26 protein-coding genes are annotated in these 25,303 nt (G+C 66.5%); 6 read left to right on the plus strand and 20 right to left on the minus strand.

The window, feature by feature from the left end; genetic code table 11:
• The first annotated feature begins 13 nt into the window (after positions 1-13).
• A complete protein-coding gene (locus tag BN3385_RS24205; protein WP_059020702.1) occupies positions 14-268 on the plus strand; it encodes a DUF2631 domain-containing protein in 255 nt (84 codons plus the stop codon).
• A gap of 82 nt (positions 269-350) precedes the next feature.
• Here the strand turns inward: BN3385_RS24205 and rlmN are convergent, their stop codons facing one another.
• From rlmN to rpsB, 13 genes are all read right to left on the minus strand, one after another.
• Positions 351-1,442, minus strand: a complete 1,092-nt coding sequence (rlmN, locus tag BN3385_RS24210; protein ID WP_059020704.1) for a dual-specificity RNA methyltransferase RlmN — start codon at positions 1,440-1,442, stop codon at positions 351-353.
• Positions 1,443-1,467: 25 nt separating this feature from the next.
• Positions 1,468-2,361, minus strand: a complete 894-nt coding sequence (locus BN3385_RS24215) for a phosphatidate cytidylyltransferase (protein ID WP_059020707.1) — start codon at positions 2,359-2,361, stop codon at positions 1,468-1,470.
• Complete coding sequence (frr, locus tag BN3385_RS24220; RefSeq protein ID WP_059020709.1) at positions 2,361-2,918, minus strand: ribosome recycling factor; 558 nt, start codon at positions 2,916-2,918, stop codon at positions 2,361-2,363. Before frr ends, BN3385_RS24215 begins: the two co-directional genes overlap by 1 nt.
• A gap of 12 nt (positions 2,919-2,930) precedes the next feature.
• Positions 2,931-3,695 (minus strand): UMP kinase, encoded by a 765-nt coding sequence (gene pyrH, locus BN3385_RS24225; protein WP_059020711.1) that lies wholly within the window; start codon positions 3,693-3,695, stop codon positions 2,931-2,933.
• 127 nt (positions 3,696-3,822) lie between these two features.
• Positions 3,823-4,176, minus strand: a complete 354-nt coding sequence (locus tag BN3385_RS24230) for a hypothetical protein (RefSeq protein ID WP_059020713.1) — start codon at positions 4,174-4,176, stop codon at positions 3,823-3,825.
• Positions 4,177-4,290: 114 nt separating this feature from the next.
• Entirely contained in the window at positions 4,291-6,270 is a 1,980-nt protein-coding gene (locus tag BN3385_RS24235; protein WP_059020715.1) for a primary-amine oxidase, read from the minus strand.
• 4 nt (positions 6,271-6,274) lie between these two features.
• Positions 6,275-7,786, minus strand: coding sequence for an APC family permease (locus tag BN3385_RS24240; RefSeq protein WP_059020716.1), 1,512 nt, complete (start codon positions 7,784-7,786; stop codon positions 6,275-6,277).
• Positions 7,783-8,532: an ABC transporter ATP-binding protein gene (locus BN3385_RS24245; RefSeq protein WP_059020718.1), complete on the minus strand. Its 750-nt coding sequence runs from the start codon at positions 8,530-8,532 to the stop codon at positions 7,783-7,785. Before BN3385_RS24245 ends, BN3385_RS24240 begins: the two co-directional genes overlap by 4 nt.
• A gap of 2 nt (positions 8,533-8,534) precedes the next feature.
• Positions 8,535-9,098, minus strand: coding sequence for an ABC transporter permease (locus BN3385_RS24250; RefSeq protein ID WP_059020720.1), 564 nt, complete (start codon positions 9,096-9,098; stop codon positions 8,535-8,537).
• The gene (locus BN3385_RS24255; protein ID WP_059022381.1) at positions 9,098-10,267 is read right to left on the minus strand and encodes an ABC transporter permease; all 1,170 of its coding nucleotides are present in this window, start codon (positions 10,265-10,267) and stop codon (positions 9,098-9,100) included. The genes BN3385_RS24250 and BN3385_RS24255 overlap by 1 nt, the downstream gene beginning before the upstream one ends.
• A 94-nt stretch (positions 10,268-10,361) precedes the next feature.
• Entirely contained in the window at positions 10,362-11,780 is a 1,419-nt protein-coding gene (locus BN3385_RS24260; protein WP_059020723.1) for an amidase, read from the minus strand.
• Positions 11,781-11,916: 136 nt separating this feature from the next.
• Entirely contained in the window at positions 11,917-12,732 is an 816-nt protein-coding gene (gene tsf, locus BN3385_RS24265) for a translation elongation factor Ts (RefSeq protein WP_059020724.1), read from the minus strand.
• A gap of 12 nt (positions 12,733-12,744) precedes the next feature.
• Positions 12,745-13,578: a 30S ribosomal protein S2 gene (rpsB, locus tag BN3385_RS24270; protein ID WP_059020726.1), complete on the minus strand. Its 834-nt coding sequence runs from the start codon at positions 13,576-13,578 to the stop codon at positions 12,745-12,747.
• Between the two features lie 282 nt (positions 13,579-13,860).
• On the opposite strand from rpsB, the gene BN3385_RS24275 reads away from it, so the two are divergent.
• Both BN3385_RS24275 and BN3385_RS24280 read left to right on the plus strand, forming a co-directional pair.
• A complete protein-coding gene (locus BN3385_RS24275; protein WP_059022382.1) occupies positions 13,861-14,352 on the plus strand; it encodes a M23 family metallopeptidase in 492 nt (163 codons plus the stop codon).
• A 109-nt stretch (positions 14,353-14,461) separates the two neighbouring features.
• Entirely contained in the window at positions 14,462-15,892 is a 1,431-nt protein-coding gene (locus BN3385_RS24280; RefSeq protein WP_059020728.1) for a protein adenylyltransferase SelO, read from the plus strand.
• 4 nt (positions 15,893-15,896) lie between these two features.
• On the opposite strand, the gene BN3385_RS24285 is transcribed toward BN3385_RS24280, so the two are convergent.
• The 4 genes from BN3385_RS24285 to BN3385_RS29245 all read right to left on the minus strand — a co-directional run bounded on the left by BN3385_RS24285 (position 15,897) and on the right by BN3385_RS29245 (position 17,858).
• Positions 15,897-16,799 carry a tyrosine recombinase XerC gene (locus BN3385_RS24285; RefSeq protein WP_059022383.1) on the minus strand — a complete coding sequence of 301 codons (903 nt, stop codon included), beginning with the start codon at positions 16,797-16,799 and terminating at the stop codon, positions 15,897-15,899.
• Positions 16,800-16,880: 81 nt separating this feature from the next.
• Positions 16,881-17,330 (minus strand): DUF5078 domain-containing protein, encoded by a 450-nt coding sequence (locus tag BN3385_RS24290; protein ID WP_059020729.1) that lies wholly within the window; start codon positions 17,328-17,330, stop codon positions 16,881-16,883.
• A 26-nt stretch (positions 17,331-17,356) separates the two neighbouring features.
• On the minus strand, positions 17,357-17,524 hold the full coding sequence (locus BN3385_RS29485; protein ID WP_502688091.1) for a DUF8730 family Cys-rich protein: 168 nt from the start codon (positions 17,522-17,524) through the stop codon (positions 17,357-17,359).
• A 28-nt stretch (positions 17,525-17,552) separates the two neighbouring features.
• Positions 17,553-17,858, minus strand: a complete 306-nt coding sequence (locus BN3385_RS29245; RefSeq protein ID WP_059020731.1) for a metal-sensitive transcriptional regulator — start codon at positions 17,856-17,858, stop codon at positions 17,553-17,555.
• 87 nt (positions 17,859-17,945) lie between these two features.
• Here BN3385_RS29245 and BN3385_RS24300 point away from each other — a divergent pair, with 87 nt between their 5' ends.
• Positions 17,946-18,377, plus strand: coding sequence for an MmpS family transport accessory protein (locus BN3385_RS24300; RefSeq protein ID WP_059020733.1), 432 nt, complete (start codon positions 17,946-17,948; stop codon positions 18,375-18,377).
• The gene (locus tag BN3385_RS24305; RefSeq protein ID WP_059020735.1) at positions 18,374-21,352 is read left to right on the plus strand and encodes an MMPL/RND family transporter; all 2,979 of its coding nucleotides are present in this window, start codon (positions 18,374-18,376) and stop codon (positions 21,350-21,352) included. The genes BN3385_RS24300 and BN3385_RS24305 overlap by 4 nt, the downstream gene beginning before the upstream one ends.
• Here BN3385_RS24305 and BN3385_RS24310 read toward each other — a convergent pair.
• The 3 genes from BN3385_RS24310 to BN3385_RS24320 form a co-directional block, all read right to left on the minus strand.
• Positions 21,349-22,197: a siderophore-interacting protein gene (locus tag BN3385_RS24310; RefSeq protein ID WP_059020736.1), complete on the minus strand. Its 849-nt coding sequence runs from the start codon at positions 22,195-22,197 to the stop codon at positions 21,349-21,351. The genes BN3385_RS24305 and BN3385_RS24310 overlap by 4 nt on opposite strands.
• Before the next feature lie 83 nt (positions 22,198-22,280).
• On the minus strand, positions 22,281-23,027 hold the full coding sequence (locus tag BN3385_RS24315) for a hypothetical protein (RefSeq protein WP_059020738.1): 747 nt from the start codon (positions 23,025-23,027) through the stop codon (positions 22,281-22,283).
• A gap of 204 nt (positions 23,028-23,231) precedes the next feature.
• The gene (locus BN3385_RS24320; RefSeq protein WP_059020740.1) at positions 23,232-23,894 is read right to left on the minus strand and encodes a TetR/AcrR family transcriptional regulator; all 663 of its coding nucleotides are present in this window, start codon (positions 23,892-23,894) and stop codon (positions 23,232-23,234) included.
• A gap of 254 nt (positions 23,895-24,148) precedes the next feature.
• Here BN3385_RS24320 and BN3385_RS24325 point away from each other — a divergent pair, with 254 nt between their 5' ends.
• A complete protein-coding gene (locus tag BN3385_RS24325; protein ID WP_059020742.1) occupies positions 24,149-25,300 on the plus strand; it encodes an acetyl-CoA C-acetyltransferase in 1,152 nt (383 codons plus the stop codon).
• Positions 25,301-25,303 lie beyond the last annotated feature (3 nt).

Below are 25,303 nucleotides of genomic sequence, written 5' to 3' on the forward strand. Positions count from 1 at the left end.
GACAGGAGCCGCAATGCCCAGCACCGAGGTGGAGCGCTACAACGACGTCGACCCCGCCGACGTACCCTCGGCCGCCTGGGGTTGGAGCAAGATCAACTACCGGACCTGGTACGCCTTCGGCATCTTCGCCATCGGCTTTCTGCTGCTCATGCTGCGCGGCAACCACGTCGGCCGGGTCGAGGACTGGTTCCTGATCGGCTTCGCCATCCTGGTGGCCGGCATCCTCATCCGCGACGTATGGGGCCGGCGCCGCGGCTGGCTGCGCTAGACCTCTGCGCCGAGATCGACGTTCTGGCGCGATCTACTCGCACAACCGCGGCGAAACGTTGGTTTCGGCGGATCTGGGCTGACTAGCCCTCGGCGGCGAGCTGACCGCACGCCGCGGCGATCTCACGACCACGGGTGTCACGCACCGTGCAGGACACGCCCTGTGCCTTGACCCGGCGCACGAACTCCCGCTCCACCGGCTTGGGGCTGGCGTCCCACTGACTGCCCGGGGTCGGGTTGAGCGGGATCAGGTTGACGTGTGCCAACGGCCCGAGCGCGCTATGCAACTTCTTGCCCAGCAGGTCCGCGCGCCACGGCTGATCGTTGACGTCGCGGATCAGGGCGTACTCGATGGACACCCGCCGGCCCGTCACGTCGGCGTAGTAGCGCGCGGCGTCCAGCGCTTCGGTGACTTTCCAGCGACCGTTCACCGGGACCAGGGTGTCGCGCAGCTCATCGTCGGGGGTGTGCAACGAGAGCGCCAGCGTCACCCCGAGATGCTCGTCGGCCAGTTTTCGGATCGCCGGGGCCAGCCCGACCGTCGACACGGTCACCGACCGGGCCGAGATGCCGAACCCTTCGGGCGGCGCGGCCGTGATGCGCCGGACCGCGGCCACCACGCGCGCATAGTTGGCCAGCGGCTCGCCCATCCCCATGAACACGACGTTCGACAGCCGCTCCCCGAACTCGTCGCGTGAGCTCACCGCGGCCGCGCGCACCTGCTCGAGGATCTCGGCGGTGGACAGGTTGCGAGTCAGCCCACCCTGGCCGGTCGCGCAGAACGGGCACGCCATCCCGCAGCCGGCCTGCGAGGAGATGCAGACCGTGTTGCGATTCGGGTAGCGCATCAGCACCGACTCGAAGGTGGTGCCGTCATGGGCGCGCCACAACGTCTTTCGGGTCTCCCCCGCGTCGCACTCGATCTCCCGGGCGGGCGTCAGCAGGGTCGGGAACAGGGCGTCGGCAACGGTGTCGCGCACCGCCGCCGGGAGGTCGGTCATCTGCTGCGGGTCGGCCAGCAGCCGGCCGTAGTACTGCTGGGCCAGTTGCTTGGCGCGGAAGGCCGGCAATCCCAGCTCCGTCACCGCCGCCACCCGGGCCTGCGCATCGAGGTCGGCGAGATGCCGCGGCGGCAGTGCGCGACGCGGGGCCTCGAAGACCAGGTCTTGTTTCATCTCGTCCAGTATCGCCGGATCGCGCTCACGCCAGCAGCGTCAGCACGATCCAGCCCACGACCGCCGACGGCAGCATCGCGTCGATGCGGTCCATGATCCCGCCGTGGCCGGGCAGCAGCGTGCCCATGTCCTTGATGCCCAGATCCCGCTTGACCTGCGACTCCACCAGATCGCCGAGGACACCGGTGATCACCAGCATCAACCCGAGCGGCACACCGACCCAGGCGGGCTTGTGCATCAGGAAGGTGACCGACAACACCGCCGCGGTGATACCGAACAGCAGTGAACCGCCCAGCCCCTCCCAGGACTTCTTAGGGCTGATCGCCGGCGCCAGCAGGTGCTTGCCGAACAACACGCCGGCGGCGTACCCGCCGATATCGGCGAACACCACCGTGGCGATCACCGTGAAGACCCGGGCGCCGCCGTTGTCCTGCAGGATCAGCAGGGCGGTGAAGCTGGCGAACAACGGCACCCAGGCGGCCAGCAGCACCGTGGCCGCGATGTCGCGCAGATAGTTGACCGGCTGCTCGCGCAAGCCCTGCCCGACCAGCCGCCACACCATGGCCAGCACGATCGTGCCGCCGTAGGCGCCCAGCGTTCCGGCCACGCCCCAGGGCCACGCCAGCCAGATCATCGCCTGACCGCCGAGCAGCAGCGGCACCGTCGGGATGGCATAGCCGTGTTCGCGCAGCCGCCGGATCACCTCATGGGTGGCGATGGCGATGGCCGAGGCCAGCAGGGGAAACCACCACTTCGGCGCAAAAAGCAGGCTGCCGATGGCCAGTGCGCCGAGAACCACCCCGACCGCGATGGCGGCGGGCAGGTCGCGTCCCGCACGGGATGCCTTCTTTGCCGGCACGTCGGAGCCGGCGGTGCCGGAGTCGGTGTCTGCCACGGGCGATGATTGCTGAGCGGTCATCAGACCTCCAGCAGTTCGCCTTCCTTGTGCTTGACCAACTCGTCGATCTGCGCGACGTAGGTGTGGGTGGTCTTGTCCAGGTCCTTCTCCGCCCGGCTGACCTCGTCCTCGCCGGCCTCGCCGTCCTTCTTGATCCGGGCCAGTTCCTCCATCGCCTTGCGACGGACGTTGCGCACCGAGACCTTGGCGTCCTCGCCCTTGGATTTGGCCTGCTTGACCAGGTCGCGGCGACGCTCCTCGGTCAGCTGTGGGATCGACACCCGGATGACGTTGCCGTCGTTGGTCGGGTTGACACCCAGGTCGGAGTTGCGGATCGCGTCCTCGATGGCCTTCAGCTGGGAGGCCTCGTAGGGCTTGATGACGACCATGCGGGCTTCGGGCACGTTGACGCTCGACAGCTGGGTGATCGGCGTCATCGACCCGTAGTAGTCGACGGCCACGCGCGCGAACATGCCGGGGTTGGCTCGTCCGGTCCGGATGGAGGACAGATCGTCGCGTGCGACGGCGACCGCCTTCTCCATCTTCTCCTCGGCGTCGAACAGCGCCTCTTCAATCATCAAATGTCCCTACTACGTCGTGACCAGCGTCCCGATCTTCTCACCTGCGACGGCCCGGGCGATATTCCCGTCGGTCAGCAGGTTGAAGACCAGGATCGGCATTCCGTTGTCCATGCACAGGCTGAACGCGGTGGCGTCGGCCACCCGCAGCTCGCGGTCGATCACCTCGCGGTGGCTGATCTCGGTGAGCAGCTCGGCCTCCGGGTTCTCCCGCGGGTCGTCGGTGAATACGCCGTCGACAGCCTTGGCCATGAGCACCACGTCGGCACCGATCTCCAGCGCCCGCTGCGCGGCGGTGGTGTCGGTGGAGAAGTACGGCAAGCCCATACCGGCGCCGAAGATCACCACCCGGCCCTTCTCGAGGTGCCGCACCGCACGCAGCGGCAGGTACGGCTCAGCCACCTGGCCCATGGTGATCGCGGTCTGGACCCGGGTGACGATGCCTTCCTTCTCCAGGAAGTCCTGCAGCGCAAGGCTGTTCATCACCGTACCGAGCATGCCCATGTAGTCCGAGCGGGTGCGTTCCATCCCGCGCTGCTGCAGTTGCGCGCCGCGGAAGAAGTTGCCGCCGCCGATGACGACGGCCACTTGCACACCGCTGCGCACCACCTCGGCGATCTGGCGGGCCACCTGGGCCACCACGTCGGGGTCGAGGCCGACGGCTCCGCCGCCGAACATCTCGCCACCGAGTTTGAGTAGGACGCGCGCATACTTCGGGCGCAGTGGCGACGCATTCGACGACGGCTCGGCGCCGTTGGTGCTGGCCGGCTCCCCCATCAGACTCCTCGGATTCGTCGGGCTCCTGGCATGAGAGTGCCATCCCGGCGACGTCCGAGACGGCACTTCCATCCTGCCTCATCGCCGAACTGGGCGAATTCCCGGGTTAGTGGGTGCTGAGGGGCCCTCACCAGAGCACGGCGATGGCCGCCGCAAGGAACGACAGCACACCCACCGAGACGAAGATCGGCCGCGGCACCGGCTCCCCGGTGCGGCGCTGGCGGGCGCCGCCCATGCCGAGCAGTCCGCCGATGATGATCAGGATGACGAGCTTGACGCCGATCTTCGGGTAGTTGTGCACGATGCCGGCCGGCCAGGGCGCGGCCAGCGCCAGCCCCGTCAGCAGCGAGAGCAGCAGCCCGTAGTCCATCACCCGGGTGGTGCGGAACCGCCGGGCCGCCGCCTCGGCGACCCACGCCCCGAAGGTGATGGCAAAGCCGACGATGTGCAGCAAGACGACTACGTGACGTAGTAGCTCCATGCGCGTCAGCGTACGTCACGCCGGGCTGCCAGCCCAGGTCAGCTCACACGCGCGGAAACCGGCGTGCAGGCCCAAGTCGGACCTGCCCGCCGGTCTCACCGCTGCGCGCGGGACTCAGTGATGGCTGTGGCAGCCCTTCGGCGGTGACGGCGGCACGTCCAATGCCGGGTTGCCGTCGAAGAAACCGACCGGCTTCATCTTGAATCCGGTGTAGTGACATGGCATCACCGGCCAGTCCTCCGGACACACGATGTGATGGGCCCCGACGGTGTACCAGAGCACGATGTCGGTGTTCTCCAGCGGCGCATCGTCGGCGACGTACTGCGGCAGCCCCTGGGCGTCGGCGGACTGGTACATGTAGTCCCCCGCGGCGAACTTCTCCGCAGGGTCGTACTTGGTGACCCACAGGTTGTGCTGGACGAAGCGGGCCCGGTCGTAGATGAACGAGCCCTCCTGCACCATCACCGGCACCGGATCGCGCGGCATCAGCTTGTAGCCCACCGGGCTGCCGAGCTCGTTGATCTTCGACGGGTTGACGACCTTCCAGTACCTGCCGGTGGACCAGTTCCAGTCCCGGGCACCGTCGGCCTCCGAGGCCACCAGGGTGTCCTTGGCGATCCAGGCGTTGTGATGCGGATTGAGCTCCGGATCGGGCTCCGGGATCGAATCCACCTCGTAGACACTGTTGTTCGGTCCGTCGACGGTCATGTCGAGCCGGAAGTTGAAGAAGTGCTGGTGATTCGGGCCGTAGATGCCCGGTGCCACCAGCTTGCCCCAACGCGGCAGCTCACCCTCGGGAATCGAGCCGGTGGTCAGCACCCCGGACAGCTTGACCTCCATCTCGATGGAGGCGTCGTTGTAGAGGTACCAGAAGAACCCGTACTCGTAGTTGCCGACGGTGCAGATCATCGAGATCACCAGCCGCCGGGACCGGCGCACCTCGACCTCGTCGGTGCGGAAGTCGGTGTGCTTCCACGAGATCCCGTAGTCCTCCTCATGCATACAGATCGCATTGGGGATCACCACGGCATTGCCGTCGGAGTCGTGCACCGTGCCGTCGAAGTAGAAGATCTCACCCAGACAGTCACACCCGAGCGTGAGCGGGTTGGCCGAGAAGCCCATCCCGACCTCGCCCATGTCGAAGACGTTCTTGTTCCAGTGCGTCGGTGAGGTGTCGCCGTACGGCACCACCATCTCCGAGAGCGCCGCCCGGTACATCACCGGCCGCACCGTGCCGCGGTCGTTGTAGGTGACCTCATGCAGTGTCAGGCCTTCGCGGGGGTTGAAACCCACTCGCAGAGACCACTTCTGCCACTCGACCTTCCAGCCGTCGACGGTGAAGCTCGGGCCGTCGGGCTGGGTGATCTCGATGGTCTTGACGTCATCGCGGAACTGGGTGAACGCCGGACGGTTGTTCTCGTCGAACATGTACTGCGCGGTGTAGTTGCCGGCCTTGGGCGGTAACGGCACCACACCGTGATCCTCGATGTCGAGCACCTTCATGGCGTCGAGGTCGAAGGTGACGATCAATCCCTCGACCGGGCGCGCATATCCATGCTCGGACGGCGCCGCCCGCATGAACGTCAGCGGCCGGCAGATCAACGGCGAGTTCTCGTAGTGGTCCTGCGCGCCGTAGTACCCGGCCGGCCACGGATCGATCATCGCGAGATCGAAGTCGGTGACACCACGCTTGCGCATGGCCTCCTGCCACCGCGGATCAGCGCGCACCACCTCCTCCACACCGGTCATGTGCTCGACGAGGTAGGACGGGAACCGTCCCGGAATCGGCGTCCACGAATCGACCGTGCGGGCTTTGATGTCGACGACGGCCTCGTAGATCAACTTGGCCGCCGGGTCATACATCGTGATGAAGGCCCGCCGTGGCACCTCGGCCGCGTCCGCGAACGTCAGCGTCGCGGTCTTGTCCGGCTCGGCGAGCTGGATCATCACGAATTTGACTGTCTCGCTAGCGAAATCGGATTCCTTGACGATCTGCGCAGCCGCCTCGATCTCGGCACCCGAGAGCGGATCGAGCGGGTAGCGCACGGCGTCGGTGGTCCCCGATCCGTTCAATACAACACTGTCCATCGTCATCGGATCAGGCTTCCTTCGTCTCGGACTTGGTCAGGTCGAGCACCGCCAGGTGCGCCAGGGCGTCTTCCTGGGTCACCTTGTGGGCGGCGCGGCGGCCGAAGATGTACACGATCACGCCAAGGCCGAACATGCCCATGGCGATGCTGCCGGTCCACGCCATCCAGGTGGAGTCGGGCACGTCGGCGATCCACGACTTGGCGAACGAGTAGTAGATGCCACCCATGGTGCCCAGCGAACCGATCACAATGGCGATCCACACCCCGACCATGCCGCCCGGAATCCGCCAAAACTTCTCAGCGGCATAGCGATCGGCGTACTTCTTGCGTGCGATGACGACCGGGATCAGGAAGAAGAACCCGGAGATCAGCCACGCGATGGACAGGCCACCCTGCAGGAACACCGTGACGTTGGCCATGCTGCTCTGCGAGTAGAGGCCCACGATGAGCAGCGAGGAGAGCACACCCTGGATCAGCACGGCGGTCACCGGGTTGCGGGTGCGCGGGTTGAGGTGGGTGAAGATACGCGGCAGGTGACGCTCCAGGCCGGAGACGAAGATCAACCGCGAGTAGGTGACCTGGTAGCTCATCAACGCCACGAACACGATGACGGCCAGCACGACGGCCGCCACTTCCATCACGCCCTTGGGTGCGGCGGTTCCGAGCATCCCGATGACGCCGGTGACCGGGTCGACCTGGTCGGCGGGCAGCACCATGATGGTGCCCAATGTGGTCAGCAGGTAGATCAGGATCAGCGCAATCGATCCGTAGACCACCATCTTCGGCCCGCTCTTGCGCACCGAGAGGAACTCCGCGCCCATGTTGTAGGGCGTCTCGACACCGACCAGGTACAGCAGCACGGTGCCGTAGAGGAAGCCGGCACCGGCAAAATCCGGGACCAGTGCGGCGTGCGCGGTGAACGGCTGAGCCGACCCGTTGCGCAGCGCGTAGATGAGACCGGAGATGAAGATGACCGCGGTCAGTACCCAGTACACGACGAAGACGGTGTTCATGATCCGCTGGTTGGCCGCCAGCTTGGCCAGCGCCAGACCGATGACGGCCCACAGCAGCGCGACCTGAAGGATGATGCTCAGCGTCAGGCCCAGTTCGGCATGGAACGCCAGCAGCAGGAACTGCAGGATGATCGCCGGAGAGGACGCCGAGTTGAGCACCACCGGGATCCACGACAGGTAGCCGCCGATGAAACCCCATGTCTCACCCATGGTTCGGGTGGCCCAGATGTAGACACCGCCTTCACCGGGCCACAGGTTGCCCAGTTCGGCGACGGCCATGCCGGCGGGGATCAGGAAGGTGATGATGCCCAGGATCCACATCGGGATCGCGGTCCAGCCACCGGCCGCCATGATCGACGAGCCGGTGATCCAGCAGATGATGAAAACGTAGGTCGCCGTGAGACCGAAGGTGGTCATCACCTTCGGCAGTACCTGCTCGGGGACGAGTTCGGTCGTCAGCAGCTTGTCGCGCTGGCTCGGCGGCGAGGCCTCGAGTTCTTGTGTCATGCGGTTTCTCCCGATGGCGTTTGACCAGTGATGATTTGTCCGTCTTTCATCCGGACGACACGGCTCGCTTCGTCGGCCACCGTGGGATCGTGGGTGCTGGCGACCACCGTGACGCCCAGCGTCGAGCACAGGTCACGCAGCATGCGCACCACCGTCTCCCCGGTCCGGTGGTCGAGATTGGCAGTGGGCTCATCAGCGAGCACCAGAGTCGGATTACTGATCAGTGAGCGGGCGATCGCGGTGCGCTGCTGCTCACCGCCGGACATCTTGGTCGGCTGGTGGTGCACCCGGTGGCTGAGTCCGACCAGGTCCAGCAGTTCGAGTGCCCGCTGGCGTAGTGCCTTGCGGTCGTAGGGCTCGAACATCAGCGGCAGCTCGACGTTCTCCACCGCGGACAGGAACGGGATGAGGTTGTAGCTCTGGAAGATGAAGCCGATGGTGTCGTGGCGCAGTGCCGCGAACTGACTCTCGGTGAGAGTGCCGGTGTCGCGTCCGCCGATGGTCACCGAACCCTTGGTGGGCCGGTCCAGTCCGCCGATGATGTTGAGCAGCGTGGACTTACCGCTGCCGCTGGGACCCATCAGGCAGACGAACTCCCCCGGCATGACCGTGAGTTCGACCGACACCAGGGCCTTGACCACCTCGTCGCCGAGCTTGTGCAGCTTCCACACATCGCTGACTTCGATGACGGGTGAAGCGCCGGACGCCTCGCCGGTCTCGGGCGTGGCGTCTTCGACTGCGGTCACGGTTAACCTCCGGTCAGGGAACGGATGGGCGGACGCGACGCTGCGTTCCACGTAGGCACGATGCTGGTGGCCACGGCGGCGACGATGCTGACCGCGACGGCGACGACGACACCGACGGACAGGCCCGCGATCGACACGCCGGTGGCAACGAATCCCAACGCCCCCAGGATGATCGAGGTGACGACGGCCAGGACCACACCGGCCAGTGCACCGAGGGTCGCCGCCACGACGGGTTCGACGAGCAGGGCGGCCACCACGGGTCCGCGTGGCACGCCGGTGGCGCCGAGGACGCCGAGTTCCTTGGTGCGGTGGGCCACCGTCCGGGTGGTGGCCACCGCCACCTCCACGACACCGACCAGCAGTACGGTGACCGCGATCAGGATGACCGCCCGCCCGATCTCGGCGGCGTGCCCCAATGACGCTGACTGCTCACGGATTCCGGCCGACATACCGAAGACGATGACGACCAGGAATGCTCCGGTGGCCGTGGTGACGATGGGCAGGATCATCTCACCGACCCGGCGCCGCGCGGCCAGCCAGCCGTAGGACAGTCCCTTGGCGATCATCAGCGGTCTCCCAGCAGGTTGACCGGACGCTGCTGCAGCAACCGGTGCACGGGTACCAATGCGCCGACGATGGCCATCGCCGGGACGAAGCCGGCTACCATACCCGCGGCCTGCAGCCAGGCGATCGGCGTGGCGATGCCTGGGATCACCAGTGCCACAGCCACTCCGGCCGCCAGCACGCCGATGACGTACGCCGCGACGAAGACCACTGCAGATTCCACCAGGAAGAAGTACAGCACCTCGTCGGCCAGGCCGATGCTCGACATGATGCCGAACTCACGGCGACGCTCCTGCACGGCGGCCAGGAATGACGAGACGGCGATGACGAATCCCAGCCCCAGACCGATGATGGAGATCAGTCCGAGCGTCGATCCGGTGACCTTCCCGGAGAACAGTGCGGAGAACTTCTGCTCGAAGGTCAGCGGACCGGAACCGCCGACGGTGTCATAAATCAGCCCGGGGCCGTTGGCTTTTGGCTTCACCGAAGGATCGGACGTCGACGGCAGCCCGACGGCTGCGCCGAGCGTCGAACCCAGGTCGCGGTTCTTCTCCTGGCCGGCCGGGGCGAAGATGGTCCACCAACCGTTGTCGCCCACCAGGGCGTGCGCCACGCCGGTCGGCACTGTCAGCGACTGGCCGGCGCCGACGACCTCGACGGTCAGGCTCTGGCCGCCGACCGTGACCCGATCACCGGTCTTGACACCGAGCCGATCAGCAAGGGCTGAGCCGGAAACAGCTGTACCAGAGGCGATCTCGTCACGTCCGCGGATTGACACCGGCGTGCCATTGACGTCGGCCACCCCGGACAGCGTCCGGAACCCGCGCCAGCCGTCGGGCAGCGTCATCGATGGAGCTGGCCCCTCGGCGACAAGCGCTTGGACGTCGCTGTTGTACTGCACACCGGCCGCGGGCACGGCCCAGAGCTGGGCGCCGCCGAGCACGTCGGTGACCGAATCTTCGCCTGTGATAGCGAAACTCGATGAAATGGTGCGCACGACAGTGACGCAGGTGATGGCCAGGGCGATCCCGAGCACCGACAGCACAAACCGCTCAGGCCTTCGGCGAATATTCGCCAAGGCGAACCGGAGAAGACAGACGAAAGTCTTGTTACCGGAATTGGTGGCGATCGCCGATGGTCGCGAAATCGTGGCGGACACAGTGGACTCCACACCGAAGAGAGTGAGCCCGGCTTGTTTCACCTGCCGCCGCGGCCGGTGTCCGTTTGGTTAACGGGCACCCGCAACCGTTACGGCGCTGTATCGGCTAGGCCGTCACCGCGGTCTGAATCTTCGGGAACGGCTTGGCCGCCTCGAGCTCGTACGCCAGTTCCAGCAGCCGGCGTTCCTGCCCGATCGCCGCGCCGAGCATCATGCCCACCGGCATACCGGATTCGGACTGGGTCAGGGGCAGCGAGATGGCCGGTTCCCCGGTGGCGTTCTGCAACGGCGTGAACGCCACCCAGTCGACAAGCCGGTCGATGATCTGTTGGTAGTCGGCGGTGGGGTCCAGATGGCCGATCTGCGGCGTCTCTTCGGCCAGTGTGGGCGTCAGCAGCACGTCGTAGTTCTGGTAGAACCGCGCAGTGACGCGGCGCAGCCTACTGAGCCGGGTGATGGCGACCGGCATCCGGTGCAGATTGCGGGTGGCGTGGCGGTCAAGGCCAAGGGTCAGGTTGTCGAGCCGGCTGCGGTCGAAGCTCAGGCCAAACGTCCGCTGACCGGTGCGCACCAGCGTCATCGCCAAAAGCGCCCAGTACAAAAGGAAGTCGTCGACGAAGTAGCGCGGGATCGGATTGTGGTCGAGGTGGTCCACGTGGTGGCCGAGGCTCTCCAGCAGCTCGGCGGTCTGCAGGGTCAGCGCCCGCACACCCGGGCTGCTCTGCCGGTTGACCGACTGGGTGACCACGGCAACACGCAGCCGCTGGGCGGCCGGCCCGGTGACCGCGCCAATCGGCAGCAGCCGGCGATCCCGCCAGATGCGTTCGGCCTCACGGTAAAACGCGGCGGTGTCGCGCACCGAGCGGGTCAGCACTCCGTCGTTGACGATGCGCACCGGCATCTGCCGCGACATCTTGTCCAGCGGCAGCCTGCCCCGCGACGGCTTGAGCCCCACCAGCCCGTTGCAGGCGGCCGGGATGCGGATGGACCCGCCGCCGTCGTTGGCGTGGGCGATGGGCACCACCCCGGCCGCGACGAACGCTCCCGACCCCGACGAGGAGGCCCCCGCGGTGTAGTCGGTGTCCCAGGGGTTGCGAACCGCCCCGAGCCGCGGATGCTCGGCCGAGGCGCTGAAGCCGAACTCCGACAGCTGGGTCTTGCCCAGCGGCACCAGACCCGAGGCCAGGAAGAAGCGGGCGAAGTCGCCGTGGCCGGGTTGCGGCCGCGGATCCCAGGCGTCGGTGCCCTGCATGGTGGGCATGCCCTCGACGTCGACGTTGTCCTTGATGAAGGTGGGCACCCCGTCGAAGTAGCCGCCATGGCTGACGTGGGCGTACTCCCGGGCCTTCGCGAACGTCTCGTGGGCCAGTCCGTTGAGGGCGGGGTTGACCGCCTCGGTGCGGGCGATGGCGGCGTCGACGAGGTCGGCGCGGGACACCTTGCCGGTACGCAGGGCATCGACCATGGCAACGGCGTCGAGGTCGCCGAGCGCATCGTCGCGGAAGGCATGCACGTGTCGGGTCACTGAACCGACGCTAGCAGACACGTGTTCAATAGCTTTGCCACTCAAGGCTCATCAATGGCAAAACCCCGCGCCTCCGGGATCACCGGATCTGGCGCGGGGTTTTCCAGTGAGCGGCTTGGTGTGCCGCTCAAGCTTCTTACTGCTGGCCGACCTCGAAGCGGACGAACCGGGTGATGGTCACACCGGCCTCGTCCAGCAGGGCCTTGACCGTCTTCTTGTTGTCGGACACCGACGGCTGATCCAGCAGCACGACGTCCTTGAAGAAGCCGGTGAGGCGACCCTCGACGATCTTGGGCAGCGCCTGCTCGGGCTTGCCCTCGGCCTTGGCGGTCTCCTCGGCGACGCGACGCTCGGTCTCCACCAGGTCGGCGGGGACGTCCGCGCGGGTGAGGTACTTGGCCTTCAGCGCGGCGATCTGCAGGGCAGCCGCGTGCGCAGCGTCCTTGTCATCACCGGTGAATTCGACCAGCACACCCACGGCGGGCGGCAGGTCGGCGGCACGCTTGTGCAGGTAGGCCTCGACGTTGCCGTCGAAGTACTGCACGCGGCGCAGCTCCAGCTTCTCGCCGATCTTGGCGGACAGCTCGGCGATCGCCTGCTCGACGGTCTTGTCACCGACGCTGGCGGCCTTGAGGGCATCGACGTCAGCAGCCTTGGAGGCCAGGGCGGCGTCAACGATCTGGTCGGCCAGGGTCTGGAACTCGGCGTTCTTGGCGACGAAGTCGGTCTCGGAGTTGAGCTCGATCAGGGCACCGCCCTTGGCGGCGACAAGGCCCTCGGCGGTAGCGCGCTCGGCGCGCTTGCCGACGTCCTTGGCACCCTTGATGCGCAACGCCTCGACGGCCTTGTCGAAATCGCCGTCGCTCTCGGCCAGGGCGTTCTTGCAGTCGAGCATGCCCGCGCCGGTGAGCTCCCGAAGCCGCTTGACGTCGGCAGCGGAGAAGTTAGCCATCAGTGCCTTTCCTTACGAGGTTTCTTCAGTGACGGTTTCGGTGGCGACCGGTCCGGCCTCAGTCGGCGCCGACGCGGTGGCACCGGCGAGCAGTTCCTGCTCCCACTCGGCCAGGGGCTCGGCGGCCTCGCCGGCCTCTGCCTTGTTGGCACCGGCACCGGCGCGGGCCTGCAGGCCCTCGGCGACCGCGGAGGCGATCACCTTGGTCAGCAGGGCGGCCGAGCGGATCGCGTCGTCGTTACCCGGGATCGGGTAGTTGACCTGATCGGGGTCGCAGTTGGTGTCCAGGATCGCGATGACCGGGATGCCGAGCTTGATGGCCTCGCTGACGGCCAGGTGCTCCTTGTTGGTGTCGACGACCCAGATCGCCGACGGCACCTTCTGCATGTCCCGGATACCGCCGAGGCTGCGCTCGAGCTTGTTCTTCTCGCGGGTCAGCATCAAGATTTCCTTCTTGGTGCGTCCCTCGAAGCCACCGGTCTGCTCCATGGACTCGAGTTCCTTGAGCCGCTGCAGACGCTTGTGGACGGTGGAGAAGTTGGTGAGCATGCCGCCGAGCCAGCGCTGGTTCACGTACGGCATGCCGACGCGGGTGGCCTCTTCGGCGATGGATTCCTGGGCCTGCTTCTTGGTGCCGACGAACATGATCGAACCGCCGTGGGCGACGGTCTCCTTGACGAACTCGTAGGCCTGATCGATGTAGGTCAGCGTCTGCTGCAGGTCGATGATGTAGATGCCGTTGCGGTCGGTGAAGATGAACCGCTTCATCTTGGGGTTCCAGCGACGGGTCTGGTGCCCGAAGTGGGTGCCGCTGTCGAGCAGCTGCTTCATGGTTACAACAGCCATGAGTCCATGGTTCCTTTATGTGTCGGTTGTCGTCCGGCTCGGGTGAGCCGGACCCTGGCGCCCGCTTCGATGCCGGACCCGCCTCGAGGACGGGACCGCCCGGCATACAGGTGACGAACCAAATGGGTCCGAGCCGCAGACGCGCGAAGTCAACCCGCTCGCGCGAGTTGCAGGGGAAAGTTTACCCGACGCCAAGGGGTGCTTTGTCCACAGCGCCGGGTGCGTGCACAGTTGGCGCCTGCCGGCCTTCCGCAACCGCGAGCAGTGCGCTGAACTGGGATGATGCGCCTGCTCGCGGTCGTGATCGTGGCCACGCTGGGGTTCGCGGCCCCGGCCGGCGCCGAGGGCGGGCGGCTGGCCTGGCCGCTTCGTCCGCCGCCGACCGTCACCCGCCCGTTCGACGCGCCGTCACCGGACTGGCAGCCCGGACATCGCGGCGTGGACCTGGCCGGGGTGCCTGGTCAGCCGGTGTATGCCGCTGGTCCCGGGATCGTGGTGTTCGCGGGTGACCTTGCGGGCCGGCCGGTGGTGTCGCTGGCCCACGAGGGCGGACTGCGAACCAGCTACGAACCCGTCGATGCCCTGGTTCGCGCAGGTCAGCGGGTTGACGAAGGCTCGGTACTGGGCCGGTTGCTACCTGGGCACGCTGGCTGCCCGGCCGCGGCCTGCCTGCACTGGGGTGCCATGTGGGGTGCGGCGTCCCGCGCCGACTACATCGACCCGATCGACCTGGTGGCGAGCACCCCGATCCGGCTCAAACCCGTCGCCGGCTGATCGCCCCGGCGAGCGTGCGTGTCGGTACGCAACACGCCGCCGGTAGCGAGGCGCACGCGCACGCTCGCGGGTACCCAACGTCGATGGGACGTGCGTACCGTGGTTCGCGATGAGCATTGCGCCGGACCCGACCGTCGTCCTCGGCCATCGATTCGCCGCCGAGCTGCCCGAACTCGCCGTGCAGTGGCAGGCCGAGGCCGCTCCCGACCCGCGGCTGCTCGTCCTCAACGAATCGCTGGCCGCCGACGTGGGGCTCGATCCCGAGTGGCTGCGCAGTCCTGACGGGATCGGTCTGCTGGTCGGGACACAGGTGCCGGCCGGCGCGCAGCCGGTCGCGCAGGGGTATGCCGGTCACCAGTTCGGTGGCTGGGTGCCTCGCCTGGGCGACGGCCGCGCCCTGCTTCTCGGCGAACTGACTGATCGCCAGGGCCGGCTCCGCGATCTGCACCTGAAGGGCTCGGGACGCACCCCGTTCGCCCGCGGCGGCGACGGTCTGGCGGCCGTGGGCCCGATGCTGCGCGAGTACCTCGTCAGCGAGGCGATGTACGCGCTGGGAATTCCGACCACCCGTTCGTTGTCCGTCGTCGCCACCGGTAGCCGCGTGCGACGCGAGACCCTGCTCGACGGCGCCGTTCTGGCCCGCGTCGCCGCCAGCCATCTGCGCGTCGGCAGCTTCCAATACGTCGGCGCTGCCGGTGACCTCGCCCTGCTGCGCCGCCTCGCCGACCACGCGATCGACCGGCACTACCCCGCCGCCGCCCGGACTGACAATCCCTATCTGGCCCTGCTCGACGCCGTGGTGAGCGCCCAGGCGACACTGATCGCGCAGTGGATGCTGGTCGGATTCGTGCACGGCGTGATGAACACCGACAACATGACGATCTCGGGCGAGACGATCGACTACGGGCCATGCGCGTTCATGGATGCCTTCGACCCGCAGACGGTGTTCAGCTCCATCGACTCCTGGGGCCGCTACGCCTACGGCAACCAGCCGCCGATCGCCGCGTGGAATCTCGCGCGGTTCGCCGAGGCGCTGCTGCCGCTGATCGCCGAGGATCAGGACCGGGCGATTGTGCTGGCGACCGAAGCGGTGCAGAACTTCCCGCAGCGGTACACCGCGGCGTGGACGTCGGGGATGCGCCGCAAACTCGGACTGGGCGACGAGGTGGACGATGCGGCCGCCGGTCAGCTCATCGATGACCTGATGGGGCTGCTCGCGAGTGAGCGCATCGACTACACCTCGTTCTTCGGCCGGCTGGCGCGCGGCGACGTCGAGCCCGCCGTCGCGCAGTGGGCCGACCGCTGGCGCGACCTGGATCCGGACACCGCTGCGATGCGCAGGGTCAACCCGGTCTACATTCCGCGCAATCATCTGGTCGAGGAGGCCCTGACCGCCGCCGCCACCGGCGACATGGCGCCGTTCCACCGGCTACTCGGCGCGATCAGCTCCCCGTATGACGAACGGCCGGGATGGGAACGCTACGCCGAGCCGGCGCCCGAAGAGTTCGGTCGCTGCTTCCAAACCTTCTGCGGTACTTGATCTTTCAGGCGCGCGGATGGGCCTGGTCGTGCACCGCCCGCAGTCGCGCGACGGTGACATGGGTGTAGAGCTGGGTGGTCGCCAGCGTCGAGTGGCCGAGCAGTTCCTGGACGATGCGCAGATCGGCCCCGCCTTCGAGCAGGTGGGTGGCCGCACTGTGGCGCAGGCCGTGCGGGCCGATACCGGGTGCGCCGTCGACCGCGCCGACGGTCTGGTGCACGACGGTACGGGCCTGGCGGGGGTCCAGCCGCTTACCGCGCGGGCCGAGGAGCAGCGCACTCCCGGAGTGGGCGTTCACCAGCGCCGGACGACCATCGGTGAGCCAGGCAGTCAGCGCGCCCAGCGCCGGCTTGCCGAACGGCACGGTGCGCTGCTTGTTGCCCTTACCCAGCACCCGCAGCAGCTGGCGCCCGGTGTCGACGTCGTCGACGTCCAGACCGCACAACTCGCTGACGCGGATCCCGGTGGCGTAGAGCAGTTCGACGATCAGGCGGTCGCGCAGCGCCAGTGGATCGCCCTGCTCGGCGCCGAGATCGGCGGCAGCCATGGCTGCCAGCGCCTGGTCCTGGCGCAGCACGGCAGGCAGGGTGCGCCGCGCCTTCGGCAGCTGCAGACGGGCGGCGGGGTCGGTATCGAGCAGTCCGCGTCGGGTGGCCCAGGCGGTGAACGTTTTCACCGCCGAGGTCCGGCGCGCCAGCGTGGTGCGAGCGGCGCCGGTGGCGGCCTGGGCGGCCAGCCACGACCGCAGCACCGGAAGGCTCACGGCGCTCAGGCCGGCGCCGGGGGCACGCTCGTCGACAAAGCTGAACAGTGACCGCAGATCGGTCAGGTAGGCACGACGGGTGTGCTCGGACCGGCCGCGTTCCAGCGCGAGGTACTCGGCGTACTCGTCGAGGATCGCGCTCAGGTCGACCGGATCGTGCACTCCCCTACGTTCGCACCGATTCACGGCCGCACCGCCGACCGACGCGGACCCGTATCCGTGCTGTTACCAGTTCCAGACGGACGGGTCGTCGGCCGGATACTGCGCACACACGTCGGTGGCGCGAGCGGCGACACCCTTGTTGTTGAAGAACAGCTTGGCCCAGTTCGGCCACTGCCACGACAGCGGTTCGTAGAACGCATTGGTGGCGGTGTCCTCGGAGTACTGCCGCCGCCCGGCGTAATCCATGGCGAAGAACCAGTGGATACGGTCCCGCACGGCCTGCTGCAGATCCGGCGACTTGTTGTTGTAGTCGATCAGGTAGCGCTCGTAGTACACCGGTCGGACATCACGGACTGCCGCCAGGATCTGCTCGGGCGTGCAGGACGTCCGCAGGATGCGGTTGGGAATCGGATAGTCGTCGGTGGCGTCGGCCGCGGCAGTGCCTGCCCCCGCCAGTGCCACGACGACCGACGCGACGGCCGCGGCCGTCCCGCGCAGCACGTGTCGCTTCATCGCTGTCTCACCTCTTGAACCCTGTCCTACCTCTTGCGCTTGAACGGATTCCACCGTGACGGCGGGGCCTCACTCGGGGCATGACCCGAGCACCACTGCCCGGCGGGCACGCTGCGACGCACGGCGTCGACATGCATACCGCAACCGGCCCAGGTGGTCTTTCCGCAGACGCGGCAGTTGACGGCACGGCACATAGGGAACTCCTCTCGATGGCGAGCCGGCTCAGGCCAGGCTCAAGAACAACTTCTCCAACTCTTCGATCGTCAGCGTCTGGGCGCCCGACCCGGAATCTCCGTCGATGCAGTCCCGCAGACCGGTGGCGATGATGGTGAACCCCGCGCGGTTCAACGCCTTCGACACCGCTGCCAGTTGGGTGACCACGTCTTTACAGCCCCGGCCGTCCTCGATCATGCCGATCACGCCGCCGAGCTGACCGTGCACCCGGCGCAGCCGGTTCAACGTCGCCGACACGGCTGCATCGCACTGCGGCTGTTGGTTGGCCGCATCAACTTTCTCGGTTCGCACCATTTCTATATACCATACCCCCTATGGTATATCTAGAACGTCGGGGCGGGATCCGCTCCGGCCTGAGATTCCAGACGAGGAGATGCGTCGATGCTCGGCTTGATGAAGCGGTTCTGGGTGGTGGCGGTGATCGTCATCGCGGTCATCGCGGCGGTCGCCGTGGTCAGCCGGCTACGCACGTTCTTCGATTCCGACCGGCCCTACATCGCCGCCCCGATGCCGGCTGACGCGATCAAGCCGATCAACACCAAGCGGGTGACCTACGAAATCGTCGGTCCTGCAGAGGCTTCCGGGCGGGTCAGCTACCTCGATGTCAACGGTAAGACCATCGAGGCCGGGTTCACCGGCCTGCCGTGGTCGGTGACCGTCAGCACCACCGATCCTGGCGTGCTGGCCAATGTCGTCGCCCAGGGTGACACCGACGCGCTGGGCTGTCGCATCCTGGTCAACGACAAGCTCGTCGCCGAGGACTTCGCCGACGGCCGCGACGCGCAGGCCTTCTGTCTGGACAAAGCGGCATGAGCGCGCATACCGAGAACAAGCGGACCCGGATACCACGCACCATCCGGTCACTCGCCGTTCCGATCATCCTGGTCTGGGTCGCCTTCACCGCGGCAGTGAATCTGCTTGTCCCCCAGGTGGAGAAGGTCGGGATGGCCAATGCGGTGTCGATGTCCCCGCAGGACGCACCCGCGGTGATCGCCGCCAAGCGGATGGGCCAGAAGTTCGGCGAGTCGACCTCCGACAGCATCGCGATGGTGGTGCTGGTCGGCGATCAACCCTTGGGTGACTCCGCACATCGCTACTACGAGACTCTGGTCGAGAAGTTCAAGGCCGACACCAAGCACGTCGAGCATGTCCACGACTTCTGGGGTGACATGATCACCGCTGCCGGCGTGCAGAGCAGCGACGGCAAGGCTGCCTACGTCCAGCTCAATCTGGCCGGCGACCAGGGCAGCACCGAGGGCAACCACTCGGTGGACGCTGTTCGCACCATCATCGACCACACCCCGGCCCCGCCCGGGCTAAAGGCCTATGTCACCGGTCCCGCACCGCTGACCACCGATTCCCTGGAGGCCAGTGACCGCGGCATGATCAAGATGACCGTGGTGACCATGATCGTCATCACGATCATGCTGGCCCTGGTCTATCGCTCGGTCAGCACGGTGCTGCTGATTCTGGCCATGGTCGGCATCGAGATGGGCGCGGCCCGCGGCACGGTGGCGGTCATCGGCCATCTGGGCGTGATGGACTTCTCGACGTTCTCGGTGCCGTTGATGACAGCGCTGGCGATCGCCGCGGGTACCGACTATGCGATCTTCCTCATCGGGCGTTATCACGAAGCCCGGCAGAACGGCGAAGATCCGGAATCCGCCTACTACACCGCTTTCCACGGTGTCGGCCACGTCATTCTAGGATCAGGACTCACCATCGCCGGTGCGATGCTGACCCTGCGGCTGACCCGGTTGTCCTACTTCAACTCGCTGGCCTATCCGTCGGCGCTGGCTCTGATCATCGTCGTGGCGGCGGCCATGACCGTTGCCCCCGCCATCCTGGTGGTGGCGGCCCGGTTCGGTCTGCTCGACCCGAAGCGGATGATGAAGACGCGTGGGTGGCGCAAGGTCGGCACCGCGACGGTCCGCTGGCCCAAACCGATTTTGGCCGCGGCCACCAGCGTGGTGCTGCTCGGCCTGCTGGCCATGATCGGCTACAAGACCAGCTACGACGACCGGCGCTACATCCCCGCCGACGTCCCCGCCAACATCGGCTACGCCGCCGCCGAAAAGCACTTCAGCACCGCGCGGCTCAATCCGGACATCATGACCATCGAGTCTGATCACGACATGCGCAACCCCACCGACATGATCGTGCTGGACCGGATCGCCAAGGCGCTGTTCCGGATCAAGGGAATTGCCATGGTGCAGAGCATCACCCGGCCGCTGGGCTCCCCCATCGCACACAGCTCGATCCCGTACCAGGTCAGCATGTCCTCGGTGCCGATCACCCAGAACCTGCAGTTCCTCAAGGAGCGAGTGGGTGACATCAGCACCATGTCCGACGACATGGGCGCGATGATCGCGTCGATGCAGCGGATGCAGGCACTGATGGTGAAGTTCTCCGACGCCATGCACACCACCGTCGGATCGGCCAACGGCATGGTGGACTCCGCGCATCGCAGTGTCGACGACATGAACACCATGAAGGCGACCCTCGACGAGATGCGGGACAACATCGCGAATTTCGACGACGAGGTGCGACCATTCCGGAACTACTTCTACTGGGACCCGCACTGTTTCAATATCCCCGCTTGCTTTGCAGTGCGATCGGCGTTCGATGCCATGGACGGCGTCAACACCTTCAGCGACAACATGGCCTCGCTGCAGACCGACATGACCGCGATGGTCGACGGTATGGACAAGATGGTCAACGGGATGGGCGAGATCGACACCCTGGCTCCCCAGATGGTCCAGCAGTTCGGCCCGATCATCGCCACAGCCACCACGATGCAGCAGACCCTGCAGACCATCCACAGCAGCTTCTCCGGGCTCATCGACCAGATGCAGCAGATGACAGATACTGCGACCGCGATGGGTGAGGCGTTCGACGCCTCCAAGAGTGACGACTACTTCTACCTGCCACCGGAGGTGTTCGCCAATCCCGACTTCCAGAAGGGCCTGAAGCTGTTCCTCTCCCCTGACGGCAAGGCGGCCCGGCTCATCATCACCCACGACGTGAATCCGGCGTCCGAGGAAGGCATCTCGGTGGTCGATGACGAGCTGAGCGCCGCGCACGAGGCGATCAAGGGCACCGCGTTATCGGGAGCGGACATCTACCTGACCGGCACTGCGGCCACCTACCGCGACGTGCAGTCCGGGGCCAAGTACGACACCATGATCGCCGCCTTCGCGGCACTGACGCTCATCTTCATCGTCATGCTGATCATCACCCGTGCGCTGGTGGCGTCGATGGTGATCGTCGGCACGGTGGTGATCTCACTCGGGGCGGCGTTCGGCTTGTCGGTGTTCATCTTCGAGCGCGTCGTGGGCATCCAACTGAACTGGATCGTGCTGGCCTTCGCGGTGATCATCCTGATGGCCGTCGGCAGCGACTACAACCTGTTGCTGGTGTCACGATTCAAGGAGGAGATCGGCGCCGGAATCAACACCGGCATCATCCGGTCGATGGGCAGCACCGGCACCGTGGTGACCGCCGCCGGCCTGGTCTTCGCGTTCACGATGGGCTCGATGATCTCCGGTGACCTGCTCAATGTGGGTCAGGGCGGCATGACCATCGGAATCGGCCTGCTGCTGGACACCCTGATCGTCCGGTCGCTGATGACACCCTCGATCGCCGCCATCCTCGGCCCGTGGTTCTGGTGGCCGCTCAAGGTGCGCCAGCGCCCGGCCTACAGCGAACGGATGGGCCTGATGACCCCTAAGCCGACGAGCAAGCAGGCCGACACCGGCGAGGACACCGAGGCGCTGACCCCGGCCTAGGCTTCGCCGGCCTCTGCGGCAGCCAGTTCCCGCTTCCACTGCCGGAAGGTCTCCTCGGTGCGACCCCGGCGCCAGTAGCCGGAGATGGACGCCCACTTGGCGTCCACCCCGCGCTCCTTGCGGATGTAGGGCCGCAGGTTGTGCATGACGGCTTGCGCCTCACCGTGGATGAACACCTGGACCTGACCGGGCAGCCACTGCGCGGTGGTGACCGCCTCGACCAGCGGTGCATGGTCACCGGCGCGGTCTTCCGGGACCAGGTCGGCGCGCCCGCCGCGGTAGATCCAGTAGATGTCCACGCCCTCGGGCGCGATTAACTCGATCTCGTCCTCCGGCCCGGCGACTTCGACGAAGACCTTGCCGATTGCGTTGGGCGGCAGGGCTTCCAGTGCAGCACTGATGGCGGGCAGACCGGCCTCGTCGCCGGCGAACAGGTACCAGTCGGCCGCGGGATCCGGCGCGTAGGCACCGCCGGGGCCCATCAGGTGGATGGTGTCCCCCGGCTGGGCGGCCATCGCCCACGGCCCGGCGACACCGTGTTCGCCGTGCACCACGAAGTCGACGGTGATCTGTCGGGCGTCGGGCTCGACCCGTCGCACCGTATAGGTGCGAACCGTGGGCTGATGCTCCGGCGGCAGCTCGGAGAAGCTGTCCATCGTCAGTGGTTGCGGCAGGGTCGCGACGTCGATGTCGTCCCGCACGAAGGCGAACTTGACGTAGGAATCGGTGTACTCACCCGGGGTGAACGTGTCGAATCCTGTGCCGCCCAGTACGACCCGCACCATATGCGGGGCCAGCTGCTCGGTGCTCACCACCTGAAACGTATGCAGTGGTCGACCAGCCATCGCGCCTCCTGACGGAACTCGTTAGTCAACCTCATCGACTATACGGTCCGCCGGGCGTTAGGGGCCGGCTACCTCCGGCCCGGTTACTGCGCCTCAAGCCGTCTGAGTGCCCGAAATGCATACGGCGTCACCACCGCGATCAGCACGAAGAACATGACGAACACCGCCCAGAAGTTCAGCAGCCCATGCCACGCGAACGGACCCGTTGTCACGAACGGGACCACGCTGAGCGGAAGGTAGATCGCCGCGGTCAGCAAGCTCAGGTAGCCGACCCAGCGCGGGAAGAGCGGCTCGGCGCGGGGATCCATCAGGATCGCGACGCCGAGCGCGACGCTCTGCAGGAACGAGAAGACGAAGGTGAGGTCGAAGAAGAACCAGCCGAAGTCGTACAGCGTCTGAATCGTCTCCGCTGACCGCACCTCCGCACGAAATGCTGCTACCTGCCAGACCACTGCCGGCACCGCCGTGACCACTCCTGTCATCAGTCCGCCGATCAGCTCGGTCATCGACAGGGGTCCCATCGGCCCCTCTATCCGGCTGATGATCTTCGACAGCACGATGCTCCAGGTGTAGTAGAAGGGAGCACCGACGACCATCAGCACCATGCCGGCCTGGATCGCTGTCTGATGTTCGCGAAAGTACGCCGCGATGGTGGCCGCATCCAGATGCTGAGCTGGTGGTGGCCAAAAGCCGGCGAACACGGCGAAGCCGAGTAGCCCCAAGCCGGCATAGACACACACCGAATAGAGCCCGACCCGCAGAAGCCGGAAGTCGACGCGGGCCGGGACAACACCCTGATTCTCAACCGGCGAACCGAGAGCTGCTGTCATAGTTCCTCCCTGAGATTCCCGAACGGGTGACGCGCGGCCGGTCACCGACCCCCGGGAAGCGTAATCGAATAGCGATTAAAAAACATCCGAACCGCGAATCTCCCACTGAAGCGGTCCTCAACAGTGCACAGGAGGGGGCCGCAGCGTTACTTTTTCATCAGGATTCAGAGATCGGCTCCTGACGCGGCCCCGCACCGACCGCGACTAAACGGTCGCCGTTTCGGCAAGCCCGTGCAGAATGACCGATTGGGCGGTCTTGACCACTGCGTCGACGGAGCCACGTCGTGGATTCCACCATTCGACCGCCCAGTTCAACGCCCCCAGCACAAGCATCTGGGCAATGTAGAAATCCAACTCAGGACGCAACAGACCCTCGCGGGCGACATCGTTGATGAGTCGTCGCCAGATTTCGCCGTACCGTTCCTCTTCCCGGATCTGGCGCTTGCGGATGGACTCGGGCACCTGCCCCGCATTCCGGATCGCCGCGGTGGTGTAGTCCGAAATCTCGAGCTCGTGACGGAGATGCGCCTCCACCGCCACCATCAGCCTGTCGGTTGCCGGTGTGCCATCGGGGACCTCGTCGAGCGCCGCCGCGACATGCTCACGCATGTCTGCAATCCCGGCCCACATCACCTCTTCGATCAACTCGTCACGGGACGGGAAGTAGTAGTAGATCGCCGGCGCCTGAAGCTCGGCAACCGCCGCGACGTCGGTCAGCCGTAGGCCTGCATAGCCCCGGTCGGACAGAACTCGAGCGGCGGCGTCGAGGATGCGAGACCGGGTCAACGCGGATTTAGACTCCGCCTCCGGCTCGCCGGGAGGCTTGTCAGCATTCCTCGTCGACAGTCGGGAGTTTTGCCTGGCCATCGGCTCATGATACGGCTGCGACGACTCTCGCCATGGCAAGCTCCGGCTGGTTGGCCGCGGGCGAGCCCGCCCCGAAGACACCGCCAACATCCCTTTTTCACGTCCACGATAAGTATCTGCCGGCCTCGCATCCCCGATGGAGGACAGTCCCGAATCATCGCCGAGCCATCCGAAACCCGCACTGCCCCGGGCCACTGCCCCAGGTCGGGTACCGCGGCTTTTGCCATTTTTGATTCTATGTTAAATTAATTTGCATGACTGAGGCTTTCATCGTTGATGCAACCCGAACCGCAGTGGGTAGGCGCAAGGGCGGTTTCGCTGACGCCCATCCGGCCGATATGGCCGCCCACGTCATCAAGACGATCGTCAGTCGCCACGACATCGACCCGGCCGCCATCGATGACGTGATCCTGGGCTGCCTGGACAACATCGGTTCGCAGGCAGGCGATATCGCCCGCACGTCCGCCCTGGCCGCCGGCCTGCCGGAGTCGGTACCCGGCGTCACGATCGACCGCCAGTGCGGTTCAGCACAGCAGGCCGTGCATTTCGCCGCCCAGGCCGTAATGAGCGGCACCTCCGACCTGATCGTCGCGGGCGGCGTGCAGAAGATGAGCCAGTACCCGATCCTGTGTGCGTTCAACGCCGGTGAGCCGTTCGGGTCGTCGGACCCGTGGACCGACTGCGAAGGCTGGCAGGCACGCTACGGCGACCAGGAGATCTCGCAGTTCCGCGGTGCGGAGATGATCGCCGAGAAGTGGAAGCTCAGCCGGGAGGACAACGAGCGCTTCGCGCTCGAAAGCCACCGCCGCGCATTGGAGGCCATCGCGGACGGACGCTTCGCCCGCGAGATCACCGAGTTCAAGGGCGTCAGCGTCGATGAGGGCCCGCGCGCCGACACCTCATTGGAGAAAATGGCGAGCCTGCCCACGCTCGTCGAGGGCGGTGTGCTGACGGCTGCCGTCGCCAGCCAGATCTCCGACGGTGCCGCCGCACTGCTGGTGGCGTCGAAGGCCGCGGTGGATCGATTCGGGCTCACTCCCCGAGCCCGCATCCACCACATGTCCGTGCGCGGCGCCGACCCGGTGATGATGCTGACCGCCCCGATCCCGGCCACCGAGCATGCTCTTAAACGCGCCGGGATGTCGATCGACGACATCGACACCGTCGAGATCAACGAGGCGTTCGCACCCGTCGTGCTCGCCTGGCTCGCCGATATCGGCGCCGATCCGGCCAAGGTCAACCCCAACGGCGGCGCCATCGCACTCGGCCATCCGATCGGCTGCACCGGCGCCCGCCTGATGACCAGCATGCTGCACGAACTGGAACGCACCGGCGGCCGCTACGGCCTGCAGACCATGTGCGAGGGCGGCGGACAGGCCAACGTCACGATCATCGAACGGCTCTGACGC

The organism is Mycobacterium sp. M26, assembly GCF_001494595.1.
In the GTDB taxonomy this organism is placed as follows: domain Bacteria; phylum Actinomycetota; class Actinomycetes; order Mycobacteriales; family Mycobacteriaceae; genus Mycobacterium.

What these genes read in the sequence shown, in the direction of transcription:
- BN3385_RS24205 (WP_059020702.1), top strand. Translation starts at nt 14, where the DNA reads ATGCCCAGCACCGAGGTGGAGCGCTACAACGACGTCGACCCCGCCGAC.
- rlmN (WP_059020704.1), bottom strand. Translation starts at nt 1,442, where the DNA reads ATGAAACAAGACCTGGTCTTCGAGGCCCCGCGTCGCGCACTGCCGCCG.
- BN3385_RS24215 (WP_059020707.1), bottom strand. Translation starts at nt 2,361, where the DNA reads ATGACCGCTCAGCAATCATCGCCCGTGGCAGACACCGACTCCGGCACC.
- frr (WP_059020709.1), bottom strand. Translation starts at nt 2,918, where the DNA reads ATGATTGAAGAGGCGCTGTTCGACGCCGAGGAGAAGATGGAGAAGGCG.
- pyrH (WP_059020711.1), bottom strand. Translation starts at nt 3,695, where the DNA reads ATGGGGGAGCCGGCCAGCACCAACGGCGCCGAGCCGTCGTCGAATGCG.
- BN3385_RS24230 (WP_059020713.1), bottom strand. Translation starts at nt 4,176, where the DNA reads ATGGAGCTACTACGTCACGTAGTCGTCTTGCTGCACATCGTCGGCTTT.
- BN3385_RS24235 (WP_059020715.1), bottom strand. Translation starts at nt 6,270, where the DNA reads ATGACGATGGACAGTGTTGTATTGAACGGATCGGGGACCACCGACGCC.
- BN3385_RS24240 (WP_059020716.1), bottom strand. Translation starts at nt 7,786, where the DNA reads ATGACACAAGAACTCGAGGCCTCGCCGCCGAGCCAGCGCGACAAGCTG.
- BN3385_RS24250 (WP_059020720.1), bottom strand. Translation starts at nt 9,098, where the DNA reads ATGATCGCCAAGGGACTGTCCTACGGCTGGCTGGCCGCGCGGCGCCGG.
- tsf (WP_059020724.1), bottom strand. Translation starts at nt 12,732, where the DNA reads ATGGCTAACTTCTCCGCTGCCGACGTCAAGCGGCTTCGGGAGCTCACC.
- rpsB (WP_059020726.1), bottom strand. Translation starts at nt 13,578, where the DNA reads ATGGCTGTTGTAACCATGAAGCAGCTGCTCGACAGCGGCACCCACTTC.
- BN3385_RS24275 (WP_059022382.1), top strand. Translation starts at nt 13,861, where the DNA reads ATGCGCCTGCTCGCGGTCGTGATCGTGGCCACGCTGGGGTTCGCGGCC.
- BN3385_RS24280 (WP_059020728.1), top strand. Translation starts at nt 14,462, where the DNA reads ATGAGCATTGCGCCGGACCCGACCGTCGTCCTCGGCCATCGATTCGCC.
- BN3385_RS24290 (WP_059020729.1), bottom strand. Translation starts at nt 17,330, where the DNA reads ATGAAGCGACACGTGCTGCGCGGGACGGCCGCGGCCGTCGCGTCGGTC.
- BN3385_RS29485 (WP_502688091.1), bottom strand. Translation starts at nt 17,524, where the DNA reads ATGTGCCGTGCCGTCAACTGCCGCGTCTGCGGAAAGACCACCTGGGCC.
- BN3385_RS29245 (WP_059020731.1), bottom strand. Translation starts at nt 17,858, where the DNA reads ATGGTGCGAACCGAGAAAGTTGATGCGGCCAACCAACAGCCGCAGTGC.
- BN3385_RS24300 (WP_059020733.1), top strand. Translation starts at nt 17,946, where the DNA reads ATGCTCGGCTTGATGAAGCGGTTCTGGGTGGTGGCGGTGATCGTCATC.
- BN3385_RS24305 (WP_059020735.1), top strand. Translation starts at nt 18,374, where the DNA reads ATGAGCGCGCATACCGAGAACAAGCGGACCCGGATACCACGCACCATC.
- BN3385_RS24310 (WP_059020736.1), bottom strand. Translation starts at nt 22,197, where the DNA reads ATGGCTGGTCGACCACTGCATACGTTTCAGGTGGTGAGCACCGAGCAG.
- BN3385_RS24315 (WP_059020738.1), bottom strand. Translation starts at nt 23,027, where the DNA reads ATGACAGCAGCTCTCGGTTCGCCGGTTGAGAATCAGGGTGTTGTCCCG.
- BN3385_RS24320 (WP_059020740.1), bottom strand. Translation starts at nt 23,894, where the DNA reads ATGGCCAGGCAAAACTCCCGACTGTCGACGAGGAATGCTGACAAGCCT.
- BN3385_RS24325 (WP_059020742.1), top strand. Translation starts at nt 24,149, where the DNA reads ATGACTGAGGCTTTCATCGTTGATGCAACCCGAACCGCAGTGGGTAGG.